This is a genomic window from Pedobacter sp. UYP1 (assembly GCF_040547305.1).
In the GTDB taxonomy this organism is placed as follows: domain Bacteria; phylum Bacteroidota; class Bacteroidia; order Sphingobacteriales; family Sphingobacteriaceae; genus Pedobacter.
The window spans coordinates 53,148-70,534 of the sequence record NZ_JBEPPL010000022.1 but is presented as its reverse complement, the minus strand read 5'-3'; the positions used below and the strand labels follow the sequence as shown (position 1 = coordinate 70,534).

Sequence of the window (17,387 nt, the reverse complement as noted above, 5' to 3'; positions counted from 1 at the left end):
AACAGGCACACTTGAAAACGGGAGAATTGAAGAAAAGATGGAAAAAAAGAAAACCAAAAATACGTGAATCAGTCCTTGTATAGCTTATTTACAATAACCAACTTAGCATGTATAACCAATTTACAATTAATTTCAAATCTGTATAGCTATTCTAGGACGTGACATCTTGGTACAGGACAGATGCGTTAGTGATCTATGTTGAGAAGGGGTTGGTAAGGCCATTGGCCTTACCAACCCCTTCTCAACATAGATCACAATAGGATGATGGACTTATCTCTATATTCAGGTCGCAGATTTTACTTGTGCCGGATAAAAATGCTTTTTATATTACATCTATAATTGGATTATTCAGTAATCTTGGAGCAGGGATTTCAATAGTTGAAAGGTCAATGGAAATTGATTGATCTTCTGGTTGTTGGATCCGATGAATAGGTGTTGAAATTAAGTTTGGCACTGTAAGGTTATATCAAATGAAGTATATGAGATCGTTTAAGTTTTTAATTCCTGTACTGTCACTTTTAGTAGTGGCTTGTCATTCTAACAGTAATTCCAATAAGGTTGAAACCCCTAAGGTTATAGCTAACAAATATTCACTGGCTTATCAGTTGGAAGGGAAAATAGTGGCTGCGAATGCGGATACTTCAAAGCAGATTTCTTTTGGTGGGGCTACTGATCCGGCAGTTTCTCCGGATGGAAATATGTTAGCTTATACGGTAAGTGATAGTTTGGGAAACCGGTCTATCTGGGTTGCGAATATGGTCAGCAAAAGCCAGGTTCAGTTAAATGTGAAGAGTAAAAATTATTATAGGGCTGTTTGGTCTCCTTCGGGAGATAGGATCGCTTTTAGCATTTTTAATAAGAAATCGCTGTGGAAGGTGGGGATAATTAAGACAGATAATTCGGGTTATGTGATGTTGGATAGTGTATCTAAACTTAGTGTGTATGCACCAACCTGGAGGAATGAAAATCAGATTATAGCTCAGGATCTTCAAAAGCTTTACACATTTGATTTAACTGGGAAAGTAGTAGGGTCAGTAAGTATTAGTGATTTGATTGGAAAGGGGTTTTCAGTCGCTAGTAATCATAATTTCTTTTATAGTAAGGATGGAAAGAAATTAATCTTTAATGCAGGTAATAGTGATGTTTTACCAGGACTTAATGGGCCGGGTGAAGCGGTTTATGTTCTTGATCTTGCATCAAAACAGGTGAAAAGAATTTCTCCGGTGGGTGTGAGTGTACCGTCTCTGTTTGTCACGGCAAATGATAAAATTATTTATAGTGGTATGGAGAAGCCGTTTGTAGTTTCAAAAATATATGCCACTGATTTATCGGGAAGTGATATCAAAGTTGTGGTAGATAAAGGGAATAATCCAACAGCTAATTAGAAAATTTAGCTGATCTGATCCGTTTCAACAATTAAACTTAGTGATTATCTTACCTGATTCTATGAACATCGACAAATATACTTTTGATAGTATACCTGATTCTGAGCGCACAGTGGAGGAAACAGTGATTGAATTTGTAACTGTTTATAATAGGTGGGCTAAGGAATGCCATAATTTGGTGGTTACGGGCCGGGAGAAGCTTAATGAGCTAATTCCAAAGGATAGTGCTGCCAGACAAACTTTACAGGATATTTATAAAAAGTACTGTACTTCAAAGAATAGAGAGTACCACCGGACAGGTACAGGATATTATTTTTATGGTGGTACTTATAAAGCAGGTACGGTGGTTGAAAGTTGTAGGGAGCTCACGAAAAATGAAGTGTGCATTCAGACAAAAAAGATTAAAAATTTTTCACCTGTTAAAAGATACATAGTAGTTAAACAAGGGCAGGTTTGGAAGATAAGTGGAGTAGAGAGCTTAGGGGGGAATGGTGTATGGGAGTTTGCTATTCTTTAGTTTATAAGATGGCTGGAGATCTGGTTTCTCTACTATAACAAAAAGAAAAGGTAACAGGCAATATTACTGATCTTGTTTTTGTAATGATATAGGTATCATATAGCTTTATTATTCAGATAAGTACAACCCTTATTGTTTTATATAAAAATAGCTGGCTGATATCAGTCTGGCCGGCTATGCTTTTTCTGAAATATTTTTTTTAACCCTTTTCTTAAATTCAAAAATATCAAAGGTGATTTTCGCTGTTGAATCTGAATTTTAATATATTAAAACCTTCTCAAATAGTTTATCAGCTTACGGGTTCCCGTAAAAAAAGCGTCTCTGCCCTTTATACTTTTGATGTATTAAATAATTAAAAGATACTCAACATAAATAGTGGCTATCAAGGTATATAAAGTGCTATGAAACTTACTAATTATTAAATCAAAACGCTCAATGGACTTTAAAGATCAGATTACACAGTTAGCGTCTCGGGTAGAGAAGATGCTGCCTCAGATACAAACAGAAGAAGCTACAAAAAATGCTTTGGTGATGCCATTTATCCAGATTATGGGATATGATGTGTTTAATCCTTTTGAGGTGAATCCTGAATACATTGCTGATTTGGGTATTAAAAAAGGGGAAAAGGTTGATTATGCAATTATAAAAGATGGTGATCCTACAATCCTTATAGAATGTAAACATCATCTGGAGAATCTGGATCCGCATAATTCACAGTTATTCAGATATTTTCATACCACAAAAGCTAAGTTTGGTTTGCTGACCAATGGTATTATATATCGTTTTTATACCGATTTGGTGGAGAAAAATAAGATGGATAGTACTCCGTTTTTTGAATTCAGAATAACTGAAATTAAAGAAGCTGAGTTAGCTGAGCTCAAAAAATTCCATAAGTCTTATTTTGATGTAGATAATATCACAAATACGGCGAGTGAGCTTAAGTATTTAAATGAACTCAAGACTTTGCTTCATAGAGAAATTGCAGATCCGTCAGAAAGCTTTGTTACATTTTTCACCAAACAGATTTATCCTAATATGATTACTGCAAAAGTGAAAGAACAATTCGCCCCAATCATCAAGCGTTCGTTTAATCAATTGATAAGTGATGCAATTAATGAACGCCTTAAATCCGCACTTAATCAGGAGAAACAGATTGATGCTGCTGAATCGATCAAAATAGAAGAAGGGGGAGTGGTAGAGGCTGCTACGGGAATAGTAACTACCGAAGAAGAGATAGAAGGGTTTTTTATAGTGAAATCTATACTAAGAGAGGTATTAGAACCTAAAAGAATAACCTATAGAGACGCCCTTTCCTATTTTGCTATCCTTTTGGATGATAACAACAGGAAGACTATTTGCAGGCTTTATCTCAATACAAAAAAATACCTGGTCGTGCTTGACGAAAACAAAAAAGAAATCAAGCATGAAATCCAATCAATTGATGACTTATATACCTTTGCTGATACCTTAAAAGAAGTGATTCTGAAGCTGGAACAACAGAAAAAATAGTATCAATGGGATATTAAAGTTAATACACGTTGAATTTTATTATGAAAAGATCCCTGCTATTAATTTTTGTTTTTATTGTTGGTACAAGTGCTTGTAATGCACAAAGCAAAGAAGCACCAAAACTGGTCTATATATGTGTTAGTTCGGGCGCTGCCAAGTATCACAGTCGTATCTGTCACGGATTTAAACGTTGTACGCATGAAAGGAAACAAGTAACCCTAAACGAAGCAGTTAAAAGAGGATATAAGCCTTGTAAGATTTGCTATTAATATTTTTCTCCTCTGCAGCAGGCTGAAAATTATGGCTTTTCCGGTTCTTTTAATTCTTTCCCGCATCTGGAACAAAATCTTGCATTTGCGGGATAAACCGGAGCATAGCATACCGGACATTTTTCCTTGGCTTCATCTGTAGCTCTTGCCATTTCTACGGATACAATACCCGTTGGTACTGCAATAATACCGTAACCGATAATCATCAGGATACTTGCCAAAAGCTGACCCAGAGGGCTTTGTGGAGAAATGTCTCCATAACCAACAGTCGTAATCGTAACTATTGCCCAATATATAGAAACAGGGATGCTTGTGAAACCACTTGCGTCCCCTTCAATAATATACATGAGTGTGCCTATTATGGTTACCAGTGTAACTACACTTGCCAGGAATACGGTGATTTTATATAAACTATTTTTAAGTGCATTTCTTAATATATTTCCTTCACTTGTAAAACGGCTCAGCTTTAAGATCCGGAAAACTCTAAGTAATCTAAATGCCCGGATAACAACCAGATAATGCGCTCCTGCGAGAAATAAACTCAAATAAGTCGGTAAAAAGGCGATGATGTCTATCAGTCCATAAAAGCTGAAGATATACTTTGATGGTTTATCGCTGCTGTAAATCCGAACTGCATATTCCAAGGTAAAGAATATGGTGAAAATCCATTCCACAGTACGGATGTAAATCAGGTATTGAGCCCTGAAACTAGCTACACTTTCCAGAAAAACAGACAAAATGCTTAACAGGATTACCCATAGCAAAACCAGATCAAATAATTTACCCGCTTTGGTATTTGATTCGAAGATAATGGTATAGAGCTTTTTTCTAAGGATGTCGTTATTTCTAATAGCCATGTATGCAAGGTTAATCTAATTCTATGCTTTACAGAAATTAATTTGATGCTATTTAAGTTTTAACCCATAAATCCTGGACTCTTCTTCCCAGGGATGATAGCCCATTCCTATGTATTGATAACCATATTTCTCATATAATCCAACGTGATCAGTACACAAGTATAAATTGTCAAAGCCTGCTTTTATTGTGTCTTCTTTCGCCTTATCCAGAAGTAATTTACTGTAGGCTTTTCCTCTGTGTTTTTCGTCCACATATAAAGCACAAACCCAAGGATATAAATCCATTCTACTAATAAAATCATTAGGAACGAGTCCGGCACATCCAATAATTTCATCCTCTTTTTCCAGTAAATACCATTGAGGAAATGAGCCCTCTGCATCGATACAATGCGTTAAGCAATCTTCATAAATGATGGGTTCTACTTCAGACCAGCAGGTTTGAAAGTATGCAATCGCTTTTTTTAAATATTCAGGATTCTCCCTTATGGATATAATTTTCATCTGTATTTTTTATCGGTTCCTAATCAGACAATTTGGAGCCCTGTATAGTTTTCAATCAATCTTTATAATATACCCTTAAATTACGTATTTATAAAGGCTTTTAAGCGTATACTTATTATTAGCAATTTTACCTGGTTAAACCCTGCCTAACCATTAACCCGCACCTTAAATAATGCAGATCTGCGAATTGTACCATAAAAAAGGCGCTATATATTTCAGACATTATTCATTTTTCATGAACGTCGACTGAAACATACAGCGCCTTTTGTTATTGCCATTATAGCTCTAAATGGAACTACTCTTCTTCGAAGAAATCTTGCAATCCTCCAATGTAGTATTCATTCAAACCAGCCGTAAAATCTTCATAATCCTCATCAGGAATATTCGTCTGTACAAACTCCAGAGAAGTACCCTTTTTATCTGCATGAAACTTGATCGTTACGATTGAAGGCTCATTATCTTCACCAAAGTACCACTGCTGTACAATTTTTTTACCATAGTCGAACTCCAGGTTCTTTCCAATGATATCCCCTTCCCATAAAGAGAACTCTGTATCCGGCTGATCCGTAAACTCAACTTCAGCACCAGTCCATAACTGTATACTTTGTGCTTTGGTCATTGCCAGATAAACCTCTTCGGGCGGAGCAGGAAGATAGTAGTATTTTTTAAAAGTCTTCATTCGTAGTCTATTGTTTATTATATAACGACCATAAAACAATCATGGTCTCTTCTTTATTTAAAAGCATTTATACCTGTTACATCCATCCCTGTAATCAGCAAATGAATATCGTGTGTACCTTCATAAGTCACAACCGATTCCAGGTTCATCATATGGCGCATAATTGAATATTCGCCTGTAATTCCCATTCCACCCAACATCTGTCTTGCATTTCTGGCGATGTCAAGCGCAATTTCAACGCTGTTTCTTTTCGCCATTGAAATCTGTTCAGCCGTTGCTCTGTTCTCACTTTTCAAGACACCCAGTCTCCAAACTAATAACTGACCTTTAGTGATTTCAGTAATCATTTCAGCAAGCTTTTTTTGTTGCAACTGAAATCCACCAATTGGTTTTCCGAACTGAATACGCTCTTTAGAATAACGTAAAGCAGTATCATAACAATCCATTGCTGCTCCCAAAGCTCCCCAGGCAATACCATATCTCGCCTGATTTAAACAACCCAGCGGTCCCTTAAGACCTGAGATTTCCGGGAATATATTTCCCTTGGGAACCTTCACATTGTCAAATACCAGTTCTCCGGTAGCAGAAGCACGAAGACTCCATTTATTATGTGTTTCCGGAGTTGAAAAACCCTCCATTCCACGTTCAACTATCATTCCTCTGATTTTTCCGGCTTCATCCTTCGCCCAAACTACAGCGATATCAGCAAACGGAGCATTAGAGATCCACATTTTAGCACCATTTAACAAGTAATGATCACCTTTATCTTTAATATTAGTGACCATACCACTTGGGTTTGATCCATGATCCGGCTCAGTTAAACCAAAACATCCCATCATTTCTCCCGTGGCTAACTTTGGTAAGTATTTTCGGCGCTGCTCCTCAGAACCATAGGCGTAAATAGGATACATCACCAAAGACCCCTGTACTGAAGCTGTAGAACGAATCCCTGAGTCTCCACGTTCTAATTCCTGCATGATGATTCCATAAGCAGTATAATCCAATCCTGCGCCACCATATTCAACTGGAATAGTCGGGCCAAAAGCACCAATTTCACCAAGCCCCTTAATCAAGTGTTTAGGGAACTCAGCTTTTTGTGCGTAATCTTCTATAACCGGACTGATTTCTTTCTTCACCCAGTCCCGGACTGTTGATCTTATCAGTTTATGCTCTTCAGACAATAATTCGTCTAACAGATAATAATCCGGTGCTTCATAAAGGTCTTTCTTTCCTGATTTGTTCATGGTTTACACTATATTTGGTTGAGCTGGCTTTGTGCTTCGAATCTTTTCGTATTATTATATAACTATTATCCGAGCCTTGTTTTCAAAGGTAATAATTTCGTGTAATGGCTGGCTAAAACCAATCAAAAATTTAATTTTGTTGCACTAATCAGATCATTATGTACTTACAAACTGTTGCTTTAAATGATGTCAAATGTTTTGCGCTGCATGGGTTCTATCCGGAAGAGCAACTTACAGGAACCGAATTTCTGGTAAGTGTTGAGGTAACTTTTATCCCTTCGGGCGATACGGAAGACCTGCAGCGAACCGTTAATTATGAAGTGCTGAATACGATTATCCTGGAAGAAATGAGAAATACTAAAAAGATGCTGGAATCTGTGGTTAAGCTTATCCTGGACAGGACAATTTCTTCTTTTCCTTTTATCCTGACTGCAGTTGCCGGAATAAAAAAAATGCATCCACCTATGCCAGGAGAGATTGATCATTCTTTTGTTCAATTGTCTTATACTTCGGAGAAGAAACACTAAAATAGAGTTATTAAAATATATATGTCTGCAATTCCTGCTTATACAAAGATAGATTCGGGGTTTTTAGCCCAGTTAGTCGCCATTTTAGGTGAGAAAAATGTGTTTACTGATGATGCTTCGCTAGTGGATTATAGCCATGATGAGACAGAGGATCTTCATTATGAACCAGAAGTAGTGGTGAAACCGGTTGATACAGCTGCGGTTGCTGCTTTATTGAGGCTTTGTAATGCGCACCATGTTCCGGTTACACCCAGAGGCGGTGGAACTGGTTTAAGTGGAGGTGCTTTGCCAGTTTATGGTGGTGTACTGCTATCTATGGAACGTTTTAAGGCTATTATTTCTATTGATACAGAAAATCTGCAGGCTACGGTTGAACCGGGCGTAATTACGGAAGAGTTTATGAATGCGGTAGGGGAACAGGGATTATTATATCCGGTTGATCCGTCCAGTAAGGGTTCTTGTTTTATTGGCGGGAATGTGGCGCATGGTTCTGGTGGGCCAAGGGTTGTGAAATATGGAACGATAAGGGAATATATCTTAAATCTGGAAGTTGTTTTGCCAACTGGCGAAGTGATCTGGACTGGTGCAAATACGCTTAAATATGCTTCGGGCTATAATCTGACACAATTGATGATTGGTTCTGAGGGAACTTTAGGGGTAGTAACTAAAATCGTAACTAAATTGATTCCCAAAGTACAGAACAGTGTCTTGATGTTAGGCTCTTTTGCGGAGAATGAACAGGCATGTGCTGCGGTTTCTGCAATTTTCAGAGCAGGTATCACTCCATCTGCTTTAGAATTTATGGAACGCAGAGGGGTAGAGTGGGTTGTTCAGTATGATGATATTAAATTTGATATTAAAGATGGGGTAAATGCTTATCTGATGATAGAGTTTGACGGAGATGATCTGGACGCAATATTCAAAGATTGTGAAAAGGTCAATTCAGTATTGGAAGAGTTTGGTTGTACAGAAGTTCTTTTTGCGGATACGGCCGGACAAAAGGAAGAATTATGGCGTATGCGCAGAACAATGGCTGAATCTGTAAAGTCTAATTCTGTTTATAAGGAGGAGGATACGGTTGTGCCAAGGGCAGCGCTTCCAAAATTAATTAACGGAATCAAAGAGATTGGTTCCAGGTATGGTTTTGAGAGTGTATGTTATGGCCATGCTGGTGATGGTAATTTACATATCAATATTATCAAAGCGGGGATGAGTGATCAGGACTGGAAGAATAAGCTGAAGGATGGGATTGTGGAGTTGTTCGAGTTAACGGCAAGTTTAGGTGGGACGATTTCTGGTGAGCATGGCATCGGACTTGTCCAGAAAGAATTTATGTCTATTAAATATAGTGAGATCAATCTCAATTTAATGAGAGGGATTAAACAAGTTTTCGATCCGAACGGGATATTGAATCCTGGAAAGATTTTTTAGTTAAAGAATTGCGTTAAACAAGGAGATTGTTTTAATCATTGATCTGTACCTTGTCCTTGTTTAACGATTTTTTGTAATTGTTCGGGTTACAATTGTTCGAAAGCAACCATTTTTGCTTTTTCACTTTCAGGGATAGGAATTGCTTTTTTACTAGTATGTGAAAAGGATACACAAACGGTTTTTCCTTTAGTACAGATTTCTTCTTTACCCAGAACGTGTTTCACGATCGTATAATCGAGATCAAAACTGGTGTTCCCAATTCTGGAAGTCCGCACATATATACTTACTTTATCTTCTATTAATATTGGGCTGATATAGTCCATAGTGGCTTGTGCAATGACTACGCCTGTTTCTTTCCAGTTCCAGGATATAGCGCTATTCCAGTATTTTGTACGCGCAATTTCAAGATAAGTAAAGTAAACTGCGTTGTTCACATGGCCGAGCATGTCGAAGTCTGCAAACCGGGTTTCAATCTGCGTTTTATATTTGAAACTGTCTAAAGTTCCTACTGTTACTGACTTTTTGTCTGTCTGTTTTGTTTTTGTACGCCAAAATGTCTTAAATATCATAAATTATTGGGTTGGTATGAGAGTTGAACAGGTCGTTGTATAATTTAAAAATAAAAAATTAAAGGAGATTATAGCTATGACATTAGTAAATTTTAACAATCGTACAAGAAGCCACGCACCTTACTTTAACAATGTTTTTGACTCTTTGTTCAGTGAAGCGCTAAATAAAAATTATACTATTAATAAAGTTCCCGGTGTGAATATTTTAGAATCGGAAACTGAATATACGATCGAATTGGCGGCACCTGGTTTAGAGAAAAGCGATTTTCAGATCAACTTGAAAAAAGATACGCTTTCTGTTTGGGCAGAGAAAAAAGTTGCTGATGATGAGGTAAAGAAAAATTACAGCAGAAAAGAGTTTGATTATTTGTCTTTTGCAAGATCGTTTACGCTTCCTGAAAGTGTAGATGCGGAAAAGATATCTGCTGAATATGTGAATGGGATATTAACTATTGCAATTGGCAAAAAGGTTGAGGTGAAGGAAGAAAATAAAGAGATTAAAGTTTTGTAATTTTTGGTTTTTTGGTTTAAAAAGGGGGTATCGGGAGGTATCCTCTTTTTTTTGTGAGAAAATAAATGCCCGGTGATAGTTTCCGGGCACTGTTTATTCTTCAGGAAATGGGCAGAAATTTTATTGGATTATTATTTCTGTAATTCAGCTAGCACTTTTTTACCGCTTTCGCTATTAGGATTAAGCTCAACAGATTTTTTGTACGCGCTGATTGCTTCTTCTTTTTGACCATCCTTTAAAAGTACTTCGCCATAACTATCGTAGGCGTTCCAGCTTTTAGAGTTGATCAATATGTTCAGTTTGAATATCTCCAATGCATTTTTGAGCTGTTCTTCTCCCATTAATTGGTATCCCCAATTATTTAAGCTGTTCTCAGAAGGATTAAAATCCGGATCTTTCTTTTTTAGTTTTTTGTAAATTTCGGCTGTATGTTCAAATCCCTCTTTGGTTATTTGTGTACGAAGCATGATGAACGGATCGGAAACTGGGATTTCAGGATTATAATAACCAGCAATTTCTTCAATGAAATTTTGTGGGGCTGAGCCCGCCAGATTGGTCAGGACAATAATTGCCAAATCATCGTCAGGATAGATCAGAAAGGCTGAACGTTCTCCGCCCGACATACCTACAGCCCGGTGTCTGGAACGAAATTTATTAAAACCCCACCCTAATACCCAGGGAGTTGGTGAACCGTTATTAAAAGTGCTGGCTGTCCACATGGTGTTGAGGGTTGATTTGTTCTTAAAAAGTTTACCCTGTTGTAAAGCAATAATCCAGTTGGCCATGTCTTCTGCTGTAGAATTCAATCCTGAGCCAGCACGGAGAAATGAAGGGAATTCTACAAAGGTATTTATATGCTTAGTTTCACGGGCGGCCAATCTCTTTGCATTTTGTTTAAGACGGTAACTTGGAACGGCGTTGGGAATTATATCACGGGAATCGCCAAATACAGTGCTTGGCATGCCAGCCAGCTGAAACTGTTTCTCTTTATATACCTGGGTAAACGTTTTTCCTGTTAATTTTTCTATGAGCTTACCCAATAAAAGGTAATTCGTTTGGTTATAACTAAATTGTGTTCCGGGGACAAAGTCCATAGGTCTGGCTTTAATTTTCTCCCATGCATTAGCTTCAGTACCTAATATTCCAAATCCACCACCAAACGGATCCATAATGCTTATGATATCAGGGAGTCCGGAAATATGCGTTAACAATTGCCGGATGGTTATTGGCTGCCAGCTTTCGGGAAGGCTATCCAGATAATGAGATATCGGTGCTGAAAGGTCAATTTTACCTTCTTCTACGAGTTGCATAATGGCTACTCCTGTGAAAACTTTAGTACAAGAGTTAATTGGAAAAATACTTTTGCTGGTTACCGGGATGGAATCCTGCAGGTTTGCTATCCCAAAAGATTGGTTGAATACTATTTTTCCATGTTGTACTACAGCTACCTGCATGCCGGGAATACTAAGTTCCTGCATTTTGTTTTTAATAAAAAAATCTGTCCCGGTAACCTGTGCGAACACGGAGGTGCCAATGCAAGTTGAAAAACAGAACAGAAAGATCTTTAATAGTTGGTTCTTAACCGGTTGAAAGTAACGCATAATTGTAAGATAGTTTTTGAGTGGTTAATTATAGGGGTAGAGGCTTAGTGGCAGAGCTGGTATTTAGTTTTTTATAGAGGCTTTATAGGATTTGATAATTTCGTTGATGACTAATTGGGGGTTATCTGCACCTACATAATGCGTAGTCCCTTCTGCAAGAATCAATTTACTGTTTGGACGGGCCGCTATGAATTTTTTGTGTCCATCTTTCCATCCTTCAATATCAATTTTATCATCCCATGGTGGAGTCTCGGCATAGATATCTGTAATTGGTATTTGAATAGGAAAAGGGGTCGCTCTTAGGGTAGCAGCATTTTTATGGAGGTCTAATGCGATGTAATATATGCTTGTGTTTTTCTTTTTGATCTCTTCTATTGTGCCATTTGGATTTGTAAGTACTCTTTGGATAGCCTCATCTGTATAGAAGCTACCAAGGCTTGCATCTATAAAAATTGCAGCTTTTACTTTTTCAGGATTTCTTGCGGCATACATAGTGACATAAAAGCCTCCTAAAGAGTGGCACACCAGGATTTTATTTGCATCAGTATAACCTAATTTAGAAAGTCCGGCTTCTAATCCTATAATTTCGTTTGTAATATCAGAGTTTATAGAGTCGCGGGTGCTGTGGCCATAACCGGCTCTATCATAGGTGATCAGGGTTGCACCGGTAGCTTCATATATTGGGATCAGGATATCTGACCATACGGTTGAGTTATCCATGCCACCGGTTTCAAATAAAATAACTGTTGACGATCCTTTGATGATATTGAAAAAGAGTTTGTGTGTGTCGACGTCAATCAGGGTATCTAGTGGCTTGTATTTTAGAATTGCCCGCTGGATTTTTGCTTTGCTCTGATTGATCATTGGTTGCCAGCGGGGATCAGGATGAAGACTTTTTAATTCTTCATCCTGATCCAGGAATTCAAGATGGAAGGTCTGGATTTCTTTTAAGTATTGGGCTAAGTAGCGAAATGCTTTGTCTGGGTTGCCGGCTAAAGCCCAGGAACTTGAAGCGATATACTTATCTCTGGTTACGCCGTTGTCTTTATTTTCTTTGAACAAGGAGTCAAAGGACAATGCCGATTTCAGGTATTGTTTCTGGTCTTTGTATTTTATGGCCCTTTGGTTGTGATCCAGATAGGTTTTAGTAGGCAGGAATGTATTTTGTGCAAACGATTTTAGCGTGGCAAAGGCTATTATTAAAAGGAATAGTGCATATTTCATTGATTCGGGGTTTCTTAAAAGACACCCTGGTTTGCGTTTTGTTGCAATATATTTTTGGCTTTAGAAGGCAGGGATAGCTGAGGATATTTTTTTATAAGCCAAAAAAAATCCCGCTCTTGCGAACGGGATTTGGTATTTCTTATCGTAATCCGGGGCTAGGTGTAACCCAGGATCTTTAATACTTGCTTGCTGTTTTGCTCTTCTCCAAATACCTCAAAGTTGAACGTCTCATCACGGTTGCGACGGATAATCACATGCTTAGGGCTTGGTAAAAGACAATGATGAATTCCACCGTATCCGCTCAGTACTTCCTGATAAGCTCCAGTATTGAAGAAACCAAGGTATTGTACTTTACGCGTTTTCGGCATGAATACAGAGTTCATATGCGCTTCCTGGTTATAATAATCCTGACCATCGCAGGTAATACCACCAAGATTCACTCTTTCGTATTCAGCATCCCAGTTATTGATTGGTAAAAGAATGTATTTTTGGTTTAAAGCCCATACATCAGGAAGATTCGTAATGAAAGAACCATCCAGCATTAACCATTTTTCACGGTCATTCTGTTGTTTACGTCCTAATACTTTGTATAGGATACCGGAAGCTTCTGCTACTGTGTATTTACCGAACTCAGTAATGATATCTGGTTCTACTACATCGTGTTCTGCACAAATTTCTTTGATACGTTTAACGATTTCGTTCACCATGTATTCATAATCGAAATCAAATACTAAAGAATCTTTGAATGGCATACCACCACCAATGTCTAAAGTATCCAGCTCAGGATTAATTTTCTTGAATTTACAGTATAAGGTTACGTATTTCTCCAGCTCATTCCAGTAGTACGGAGAATCCGTAATTCCTGAATTGATAAAGAAATGCAGTAATTTAACTCTGAAGTTAGGATTAGCAGAAATTTTGTTGTTGTAGAAGTCGATTACATCTTCCATACGTACACCTAAACGTGAGGTATAGAATTGTGAATCCGGCTGCTCTTCTGCTGCAATACGGATACCTAAATTACAAGGTGTTTCCAATTCTACTTCGTCATCAAAAAGGTTGAATTCCTCTTTGTTGTCTAACACAGGAATGATGTTCTTGTACCCATCATGCAACATATCAATGATATATTGTTTGTACTGATAAGTCTTAAAACCGTTACAGATAACGGTAATGTCTTTGGTAAGGGCGCCTTTTTTCTCAAGGGCCTCAATCATCGGCATATCGAACGCGGACGATGTCTCTAAGTGGATGCCATTTTTTAAAGCTTCTTCGACGATGTGTCTGAAGTGAGAACTTTTTGTACAATAGCAATACTTATAATCTCCACGGTAATTGTTCTTGATGATCGCGGTCTGAAACAACAGTTTCGCCTGTTGGATTTTTTTAGTGATCATCGGAAGATAAGTGAAACGTAATGGCGTACCATAAGTCTCAATCATTTCCATTAAATTCAGATCCTGAAAGTATAGTTCGTCATCGATGACACTGTATCCTTCTTGAGGAAAACCTACACTTAGATCAAGAAATTCGGAGTAACTCTGCATTTTTTATATTTTTGAACAATTATTTAAAGGGTTGACAAATTAAAATGAGTTAATTTTGGTGCCAAAGATAAACACTTTAAAATACACTGGTAATTTTATTTTATGACGAAGAGCTTAAAGATTATAGAAGTTAAGTCGGAGTTGGGCGCAGGTACACGTGGTGCTAGCCTGGGCGTTGACGCGATAAAGATTGCCGCCCTGGATTTTGGTAGTAGGTTTTTTAAGAAACATAAGTCAGTTGAGGTTCCGAATGAGAACCATTTATTACTTGAAAACACGGGTAGTCCATTCGCTAAGCGGATTTCTGGCATTTTGACAATGGTAGAAAGGGTTGCGGATGAAGTAACTGAAACATTAGGCCGAAATGAATTCCCAATTGTGCTGGCGGGTGACCACAGTACTGCTGCGGGAACGATTACAGGAATAAAAAAAGCTTTCCCTAAATCAAAATTAGGGGTAATTTGGATCGATGCACACTCAGATATGCACTCTCCTTATACTACTCCGTCTGGAAATATGCACGGAATGCCACTTGCAATGGTACTTGATGAGGACAATCTTGATGCTAAAGTTAATGAACTTGATCAGGAAACTCTTAATTACTGGTATCAGTTAAAAAACGTCGGTAAAATTGCACCGAAGATTAGTTATAGCGATCTTGTGCTGATTTCTGCCCGGGATATGGAGAAACCGGAAGAAAATTTACTGAAGAAAAATAAGGTAAAGTTATACAGCACTGCTGATGTCCGGAAAAGAGGAGTAGAACGAATCGTCATTGAAACGATGCAATACCTGGATCAGTGTGATCTGATTTATGTGTCATTTGATGTGGATTCTATGGACCCTACGGCTTCAAGAGGTACCGGAACTCCCGTAGCTCAGGGGCTTACTGAGCGTGAGGCTGGTGGATTAATGTCCAGATTCCTTGCTTATCAAAAGGTATGTTGTTTTGAGATAGTAGAAGTTAACCCGACCCTTGACAGGGAGAATCAAATGGCTGAGCATGCATTTGAAATTTTAATTAAGGCAACGAATGCCTTTAGAAACGAATAGAATTATGAATATCCAACAACATATTATTACTGCGACCATCAATGCGGTCAAAGAACTATACAATCAGGATTTACCTGAAGCACAAGTTAATCTTCAGGATACGCGCAGCGAATTTGAAGGAGAAATAACGATCGTTGTGTTTCCTGTAGTCCGCTTTTCTAAAAAATCACCTGAAGCAACCGCGAATGACCTTGGAGAATACCTTAAGGAGCATATTGAAGAAATAACTGCGTTTAACGTGGTTAAAGGATTCTTAAACCTGAGCATCGTGAGCTCTTACTGGGTTGATCTTTTCCAGACTGACTTGCTAAAAGAGAGTTTCGGTACTATTCCATCAAATGGTAAAAAAGTAATGGTCGAATATTCTTCACCCAATACAAATAAACCACTTCACCTTGGGCATGTTCGTAACAACTTATTAGGTTATTCTGTTTCTGAACTGTTAAAAGCTAGTGGATCAGAGGTGTATAAAGTTAATTTAGTGAACGACAGAGGTATCCATATCTGTAAGTCTATGCTGGCCTGGCAGAAATGGGGCAATGGTGAAACACCTGAAAGCTCTGGTTTAAAAGGTGATCACCTGGTTGGTAAGTATTATGTGATTTTCGATAAAGAATATAAAAAGGAAATCGAAGCATTGAAGGAAGCTGGTCAGACTGAAGATGAAGGTAAAAAGAATGCGCCTTTAATCAAGGAAGCTCAGGCGATGTTATTAGCCTGGGAAGCTGGTGATGAAGAGGTCATCTCTTTGTGGAAGAAAATGAACGGATGGGTTTATGATGGCTTCGCTGTAAGTTATAAAAACCTGGGTGTTGATTTTGATCAGTATTATTATGAAAGTAACACTTATTTATTAGGAAAAGATACCGTTGAAGAAGGTTTGGCTAAAGGAGTTTTCTTTAAGAAACCGGATGGTTCTGTCTGGATCGATCTGACAGAAGACGGGCTGGATCAGAAATTGGTACTTCGTGCGGATGGAACTTCAGTTTATATCACTCAGGATCTGGGTACTGCACAAATGAAGTATGACGATTTCAAAATGGATGAATCTATTTATGTAGTAGGTAATGAGCAGGACTATCATTTTAAAGTTCTGTTCCTGATTTTAGATAAGTTAGGCAAGAGCTGGGCAAAAGGATTATATCATTTATCATATGGAATGGTAGATCTGCCAAGTGGCAAAATGAAATCACGTGAAGGTACAGTAGTTGATGCGGATGATTTGATAGCGGAAATGATCGCTACAGCTAAACAGAAAACTGAAGCATTGGGTAAAGTGGATCATTTCAGTGAAGAAGAGAAAGAAAGCCTTTACTATAAAATTGGAATGGGTGCTTTGAAATACTTCCTGCTGAAGGTTGAACCTAAGAAGCGTTTGTTATTTGATCCTGCTGAATCTATCGATTTCCAGGGAAATACAGGGCCGTTTATCCAATATACGCATGCAAGGATTAAATCTCTGTTAAGCAAAGCTGAATATAAGCATGGACAGCATGTTTCTAAGGACATCGCTTTATCAGCGACTGAACTGGAAATGATCATATTATTATCAAGATATCCTGCTGAGATTGCTTCTTCCGCTAAAGCGTTTAGTCCGGCTACGCTGGCGAACTATATTTATGAAGTAGCTAAGATGTTTAATAAGTTTTATCATGAGATCCCGCCAATTGTGAAGGAAGAAGATGAAGCGCTTAAACAACACAGGTTAAATCTGAGCTGGGTAACTGCAAATGTGCTTAAATCTGGTATGCGTATTTTAGGAATTGAAGTTCCTGAAAGAATGTAATCAGTTATTTTTTTGCTAATAAACATTAAATTTTGAATTGAAAATATAAAAGAGAGACTGTTAAAAATACACTGCCCTAAATAGTGTCTAACTTTTTGGGGCAGTGTATTTTTAACAGTCCCTCTTTTTTTTGCGTTATAATTTGCTGTAATATTGCAGCTAATCATTTGATCAATT

At 37.8% G+C, this 17,387-nt stretch carries 16 protein-coding genes; 8 read left to right on the top strand and 8 right to left on the bottom strand.

Going from position 1 to position 17,387, the window contains the following annotated elements; all coding sequences use genetic code 11:
• Positions 1–470: 470 nt before the first annotated feature.
• From ABIB30_RS26055 to ABIB30_RS26045, 3 genes are all read left to right on the top strand, one after another.
• Entirely contained in the window at positions 471–1,385 is a 915-nt protein-coding gene (locus ABIB30_RS26055; protein WP_354305960.1) for a TolB-like translocation protein, read from the top strand.
• 61 nt (positions 1,386–1,446) lie between these two features.
• Positions 1,447–1,902: an NTF2 fold immunity protein gene (locus ABIB30_RS26050; protein ID WP_354305959.1), complete on the top strand. Its 456-nt coding sequence runs from the start codon at positions 1,447–1,449 to the stop codon at positions 1,900–1,902.
• Between the two features lie 435 nt (positions 1,903–2,337).
• On the top strand, positions 2,338–3,411 hold the full coding sequence (locus ABIB30_RS26045; protein ID WP_354305958.1) for a type I restriction endonuclease: 1,074 nt from the start codon (positions 2,338–2,340) through the stop codon (positions 3,409–3,411).
• A gap of 298 nt (positions 3,412–3,709) precedes the next feature.
• On the opposite strand, the gene ABIB30_RS26040 is transcribed toward ABIB30_RS26045, so the two are convergent.
• The 4 genes from ABIB30_RS26040 to ABIB30_RS26025 form a co-directional block, all read right to left on the bottom strand.
• On the bottom strand, positions 3,710–4,537 hold the full coding sequence (locus ABIB30_RS26040) for an ion transporter (protein ID WP_354305957.1): 828 nt from the start codon (positions 4,535–4,537) through the stop codon (positions 3,710–3,712).
• Positions 4,538–4,585: 48 nt separating this feature from the next.
• Positions 4,586–5,038, bottom strand: coding sequence for a GNAT family N-acetyltransferase (locus ABIB30_RS26035; protein WP_354305956.1), 453 nt, complete (start codon positions 5,036–5,038; stop codon positions 4,586–4,588).
• A 295-nt stretch (positions 5,039–5,333) separates the two neighbouring features.
• On the bottom strand, positions 5,334–5,717 hold the full coding sequence (locus tag ABIB30_RS26030) for an SRPBCC domain-containing protein (protein WP_354305955.1): 384 nt from the start codon (positions 5,715–5,717) through the stop codon (positions 5,334–5,336).
• Positions 5,718–5,770: 53 nt separating this feature from the next.
• The gene (locus ABIB30_RS26025) at positions 5,771–6,961 is read right to left on the bottom strand and encodes an acyl-CoA dehydrogenase family protein (RefSeq protein WP_354305954.1); all 1,191 of its coding nucleotides are present in this window, start codon (positions 6,959–6,961) and stop codon (positions 5,771–5,773) included.
• Positions 6,962–7,119: 158 nt separating this feature from the next.
• Between ABIB30_RS26025 and ABIB30_RS26020 the strand changes: the two genes are divergently transcribed.
• Together ABIB30_RS26020 and ABIB30_RS26015 are read left to right on the top strand one after the other, a co-directional pair.
• A complete protein-coding gene (locus ABIB30_RS26020) occupies positions 7,120–7,488 on the top strand; it encodes a dihydroneopterin aldolase (protein ID WP_354305953.1) in 369 nt (122 codons plus the stop codon).
• 21 nt (positions 7,489–7,509) lie between these two features.
• Positions 7,510–8,919, top strand: coding sequence for an FAD-binding oxidoreductase (locus tag ABIB30_RS26015; protein WP_354305952.1), 1,410 nt, complete (start codon positions 7,510–7,512; stop codon positions 8,917–8,919).
• 86 nt (positions 8,920–9,005) lie between these two features.
• On the opposite strand, the gene ABIB30_RS26010 is transcribed toward ABIB30_RS26015, so the two are convergent.
• Positions 9,006–9,488: an acyl-CoA thioesterase gene (locus tag ABIB30_RS26010; protein WP_354305951.1), complete on the bottom strand. Its 483-nt coding sequence runs from the start codon at positions 9,486–9,488 to the stop codon at positions 9,006–9,008.
• Positions 9,489–9,564: 76 nt separating this feature from the next.
• On the opposite strand from ABIB30_RS26010, the gene ABIB30_RS26005 reads away from it, so the two are divergent.
• Positions 9,565–9,999 (top strand): Hsp20/alpha crystallin family protein, encoded by a 435-nt coding sequence (locus tag ABIB30_RS26005; protein WP_354305950.1) that lies wholly within the window; start codon positions 9,565–9,567, stop codon positions 9,997–9,999.
• A 131-nt stretch (positions 10,000–10,130) separates the two neighbouring features.
• On the opposite strand, the gene ABIB30_RS26000 is transcribed toward ABIB30_RS26005, so the two are convergent.
• The 3 genes from ABIB30_RS26000 to ABIB30_RS25990 form a co-directional block, all read right to left on the bottom strand.
• A complete protein-coding gene (locus tag ABIB30_RS26000) occupies positions 10,131–11,600 on the bottom strand; it encodes a serine hydrolase (protein ID WP_354305949.1) in 1,470 nt (489 codons plus the stop codon).
• A gap of 63 nt (positions 11,601–11,663) precedes the next feature.
• Positions 11,664–12,824 carry an alpha/beta fold hydrolase gene (locus ABIB30_RS25995; protein ID WP_354305948.1) on the bottom strand — a complete coding sequence of 387 codons (1,161 nt, stop codon included), beginning with the start codon at positions 12,822–12,824 and terminating at the stop codon, positions 11,664–11,666.
• A gap of 155 nt (positions 12,825–12,979) precedes the next feature.
• Positions 12,980–14,371, bottom strand: coding sequence for an arginine decarboxylase (locus ABIB30_RS25990; RefSeq protein ID WP_111635898.1), 1,392 nt, complete (start codon positions 14,369–14,371; stop codon positions 12,980–12,982).
• A 102-nt stretch (positions 14,372–14,473) separates the two neighbouring features.
• Between ABIB30_RS25990 and rocF the strand changes: the two genes are divergently transcribed.
• Positions 14,474–15,424 carry an arginase gene (gene rocF, locus ABIB30_RS25985; RefSeq protein WP_354305947.1) on the top strand — a complete coding sequence of 317 codons (951 nt, stop codon included), beginning with the start codon at positions 14,474–14,476 and terminating at the stop codon, positions 15,422–15,424.
• A gap of 4 nt (positions 15,425–15,428) precedes the next feature.
• Positions 15,429–17,210 carry an arginine--tRNA ligase gene (gene argS, locus ABIB30_RS25980; protein ID WP_354305946.1) on the top strand — a complete coding sequence of 594 codons (1,782 nt, stop codon included), beginning with the start codon at positions 15,429–15,431 and terminating at the stop codon, positions 17,208–17,210.
• Positions 17,211–17,387: the final 177 nt, after the last annotated feature.

What these genes read in the sequence shown, in the direction of transcription:
- ABIB30_RS26055 (WP_354305960.1), top strand. Translation starts at nt 471, where the DNA reads ATGAAGTATATGAGATCGTTTAAGTTTTTAATTCCTGTACTGTCACTT.
- ABIB30_RS26050 (WP_354305959.1), top strand. Translation starts at nt 1,447, where the DNA reads ATGAACATCGACAAATATACTTTTGATAGTATACCTGATTCTGAGCGC.
- ABIB30_RS26045 (WP_354305958.1), top strand. Translation starts at nt 2,338, where the DNA reads ATGGACTTTAAAGATCAGATTACACAGTTAGCGTCTCGGGTAGAGAAG.
- ABIB30_RS26040 (WP_354305957.1), bottom strand. Translation starts at nt 4,537, where the DNA reads ATGGCTATTAGAAATAACGACATCCTTAGAAAAAAGCTCTATACCATT.
- ABIB30_RS26035 (WP_354305956.1), bottom strand. Translation starts at nt 5,038, where the DNA reads ATGAAAATTATATCCATAAGGGAGAATCCTGAATATTTAAAAAAAGCG.
- ABIB30_RS26030 (WP_354305955.1), bottom strand. Translation starts at nt 5,717, where the DNA reads ATGAAGACTTTTAAAAAATACTACTATCTTCCTGCTCCGCCCGAAGAG.
- ABIB30_RS26025 (WP_354305954.1), bottom strand. Translation starts at nt 6,961, where the DNA reads ATGAACAAATCAGGAAAGAAAGACCTTTATGAAGCACCGGATTATTAT.
- ABIB30_RS26020 (WP_354305953.1), top strand. Translation starts at nt 7,120, where the DNA reads ATGTACTTACAAACTGTTGCTTTAAATGATGTCAAATGTTTTGCGCTG.
- ABIB30_RS26015 (WP_354305952.1), top strand. Translation starts at nt 7,510, where the DNA reads ATGTCTGCAATTCCTGCTTATACAAAGATAGATTCGGGGTTTTTAGCC.
- ABIB30_RS26010 (WP_354305951.1), bottom strand. Translation starts at nt 9,488, where the DNA reads ATGATATTTAAGACATTTTGGCGTACAAAAACAAAACAGACAGACAAA.
- ABIB30_RS26005 (WP_354305950.1), top strand. Translation starts at nt 9,565, where the DNA reads ATGACATTAGTAAATTTTAACAATCGTACAAGAAGCCACGCACCTTAC.
- ABIB30_RS26000 (WP_354305949.1), bottom strand. Translation starts at nt 11,600, where the DNA reads ATGCGTTACTTTCAACCGGTTAAGAACCAACTATTAAAGATCTTTCTG.
- ABIB30_RS25995 (WP_354305948.1), bottom strand. Translation starts at nt 12,824, where the DNA reads ATGAAATATGCACTATTCCTTTTAATAATAGCCTTTGCCACGCTAAAA.
- ABIB30_RS25990 (WP_111635898.1), bottom strand. Translation starts at nt 14,371, where the DNA reads ATGCAGAGTTACTCCGAATTTCTTGATCTAAGTGTAGGTTTTCCTCAA.
- rocF (WP_354305947.1), top strand. Translation starts at nt 14,474, where the DNA reads ATGACGAAGAGCTTAAAGATTATAGAAGTTAAGTCGGAGTTGGGCGCA.
- argS (WP_354305946.1), top strand. Translation starts at nt 15,429, where the DNA reads ATGAATATCCAACAACATATTATTACTGCGACCATCAATGCGGTCAAA.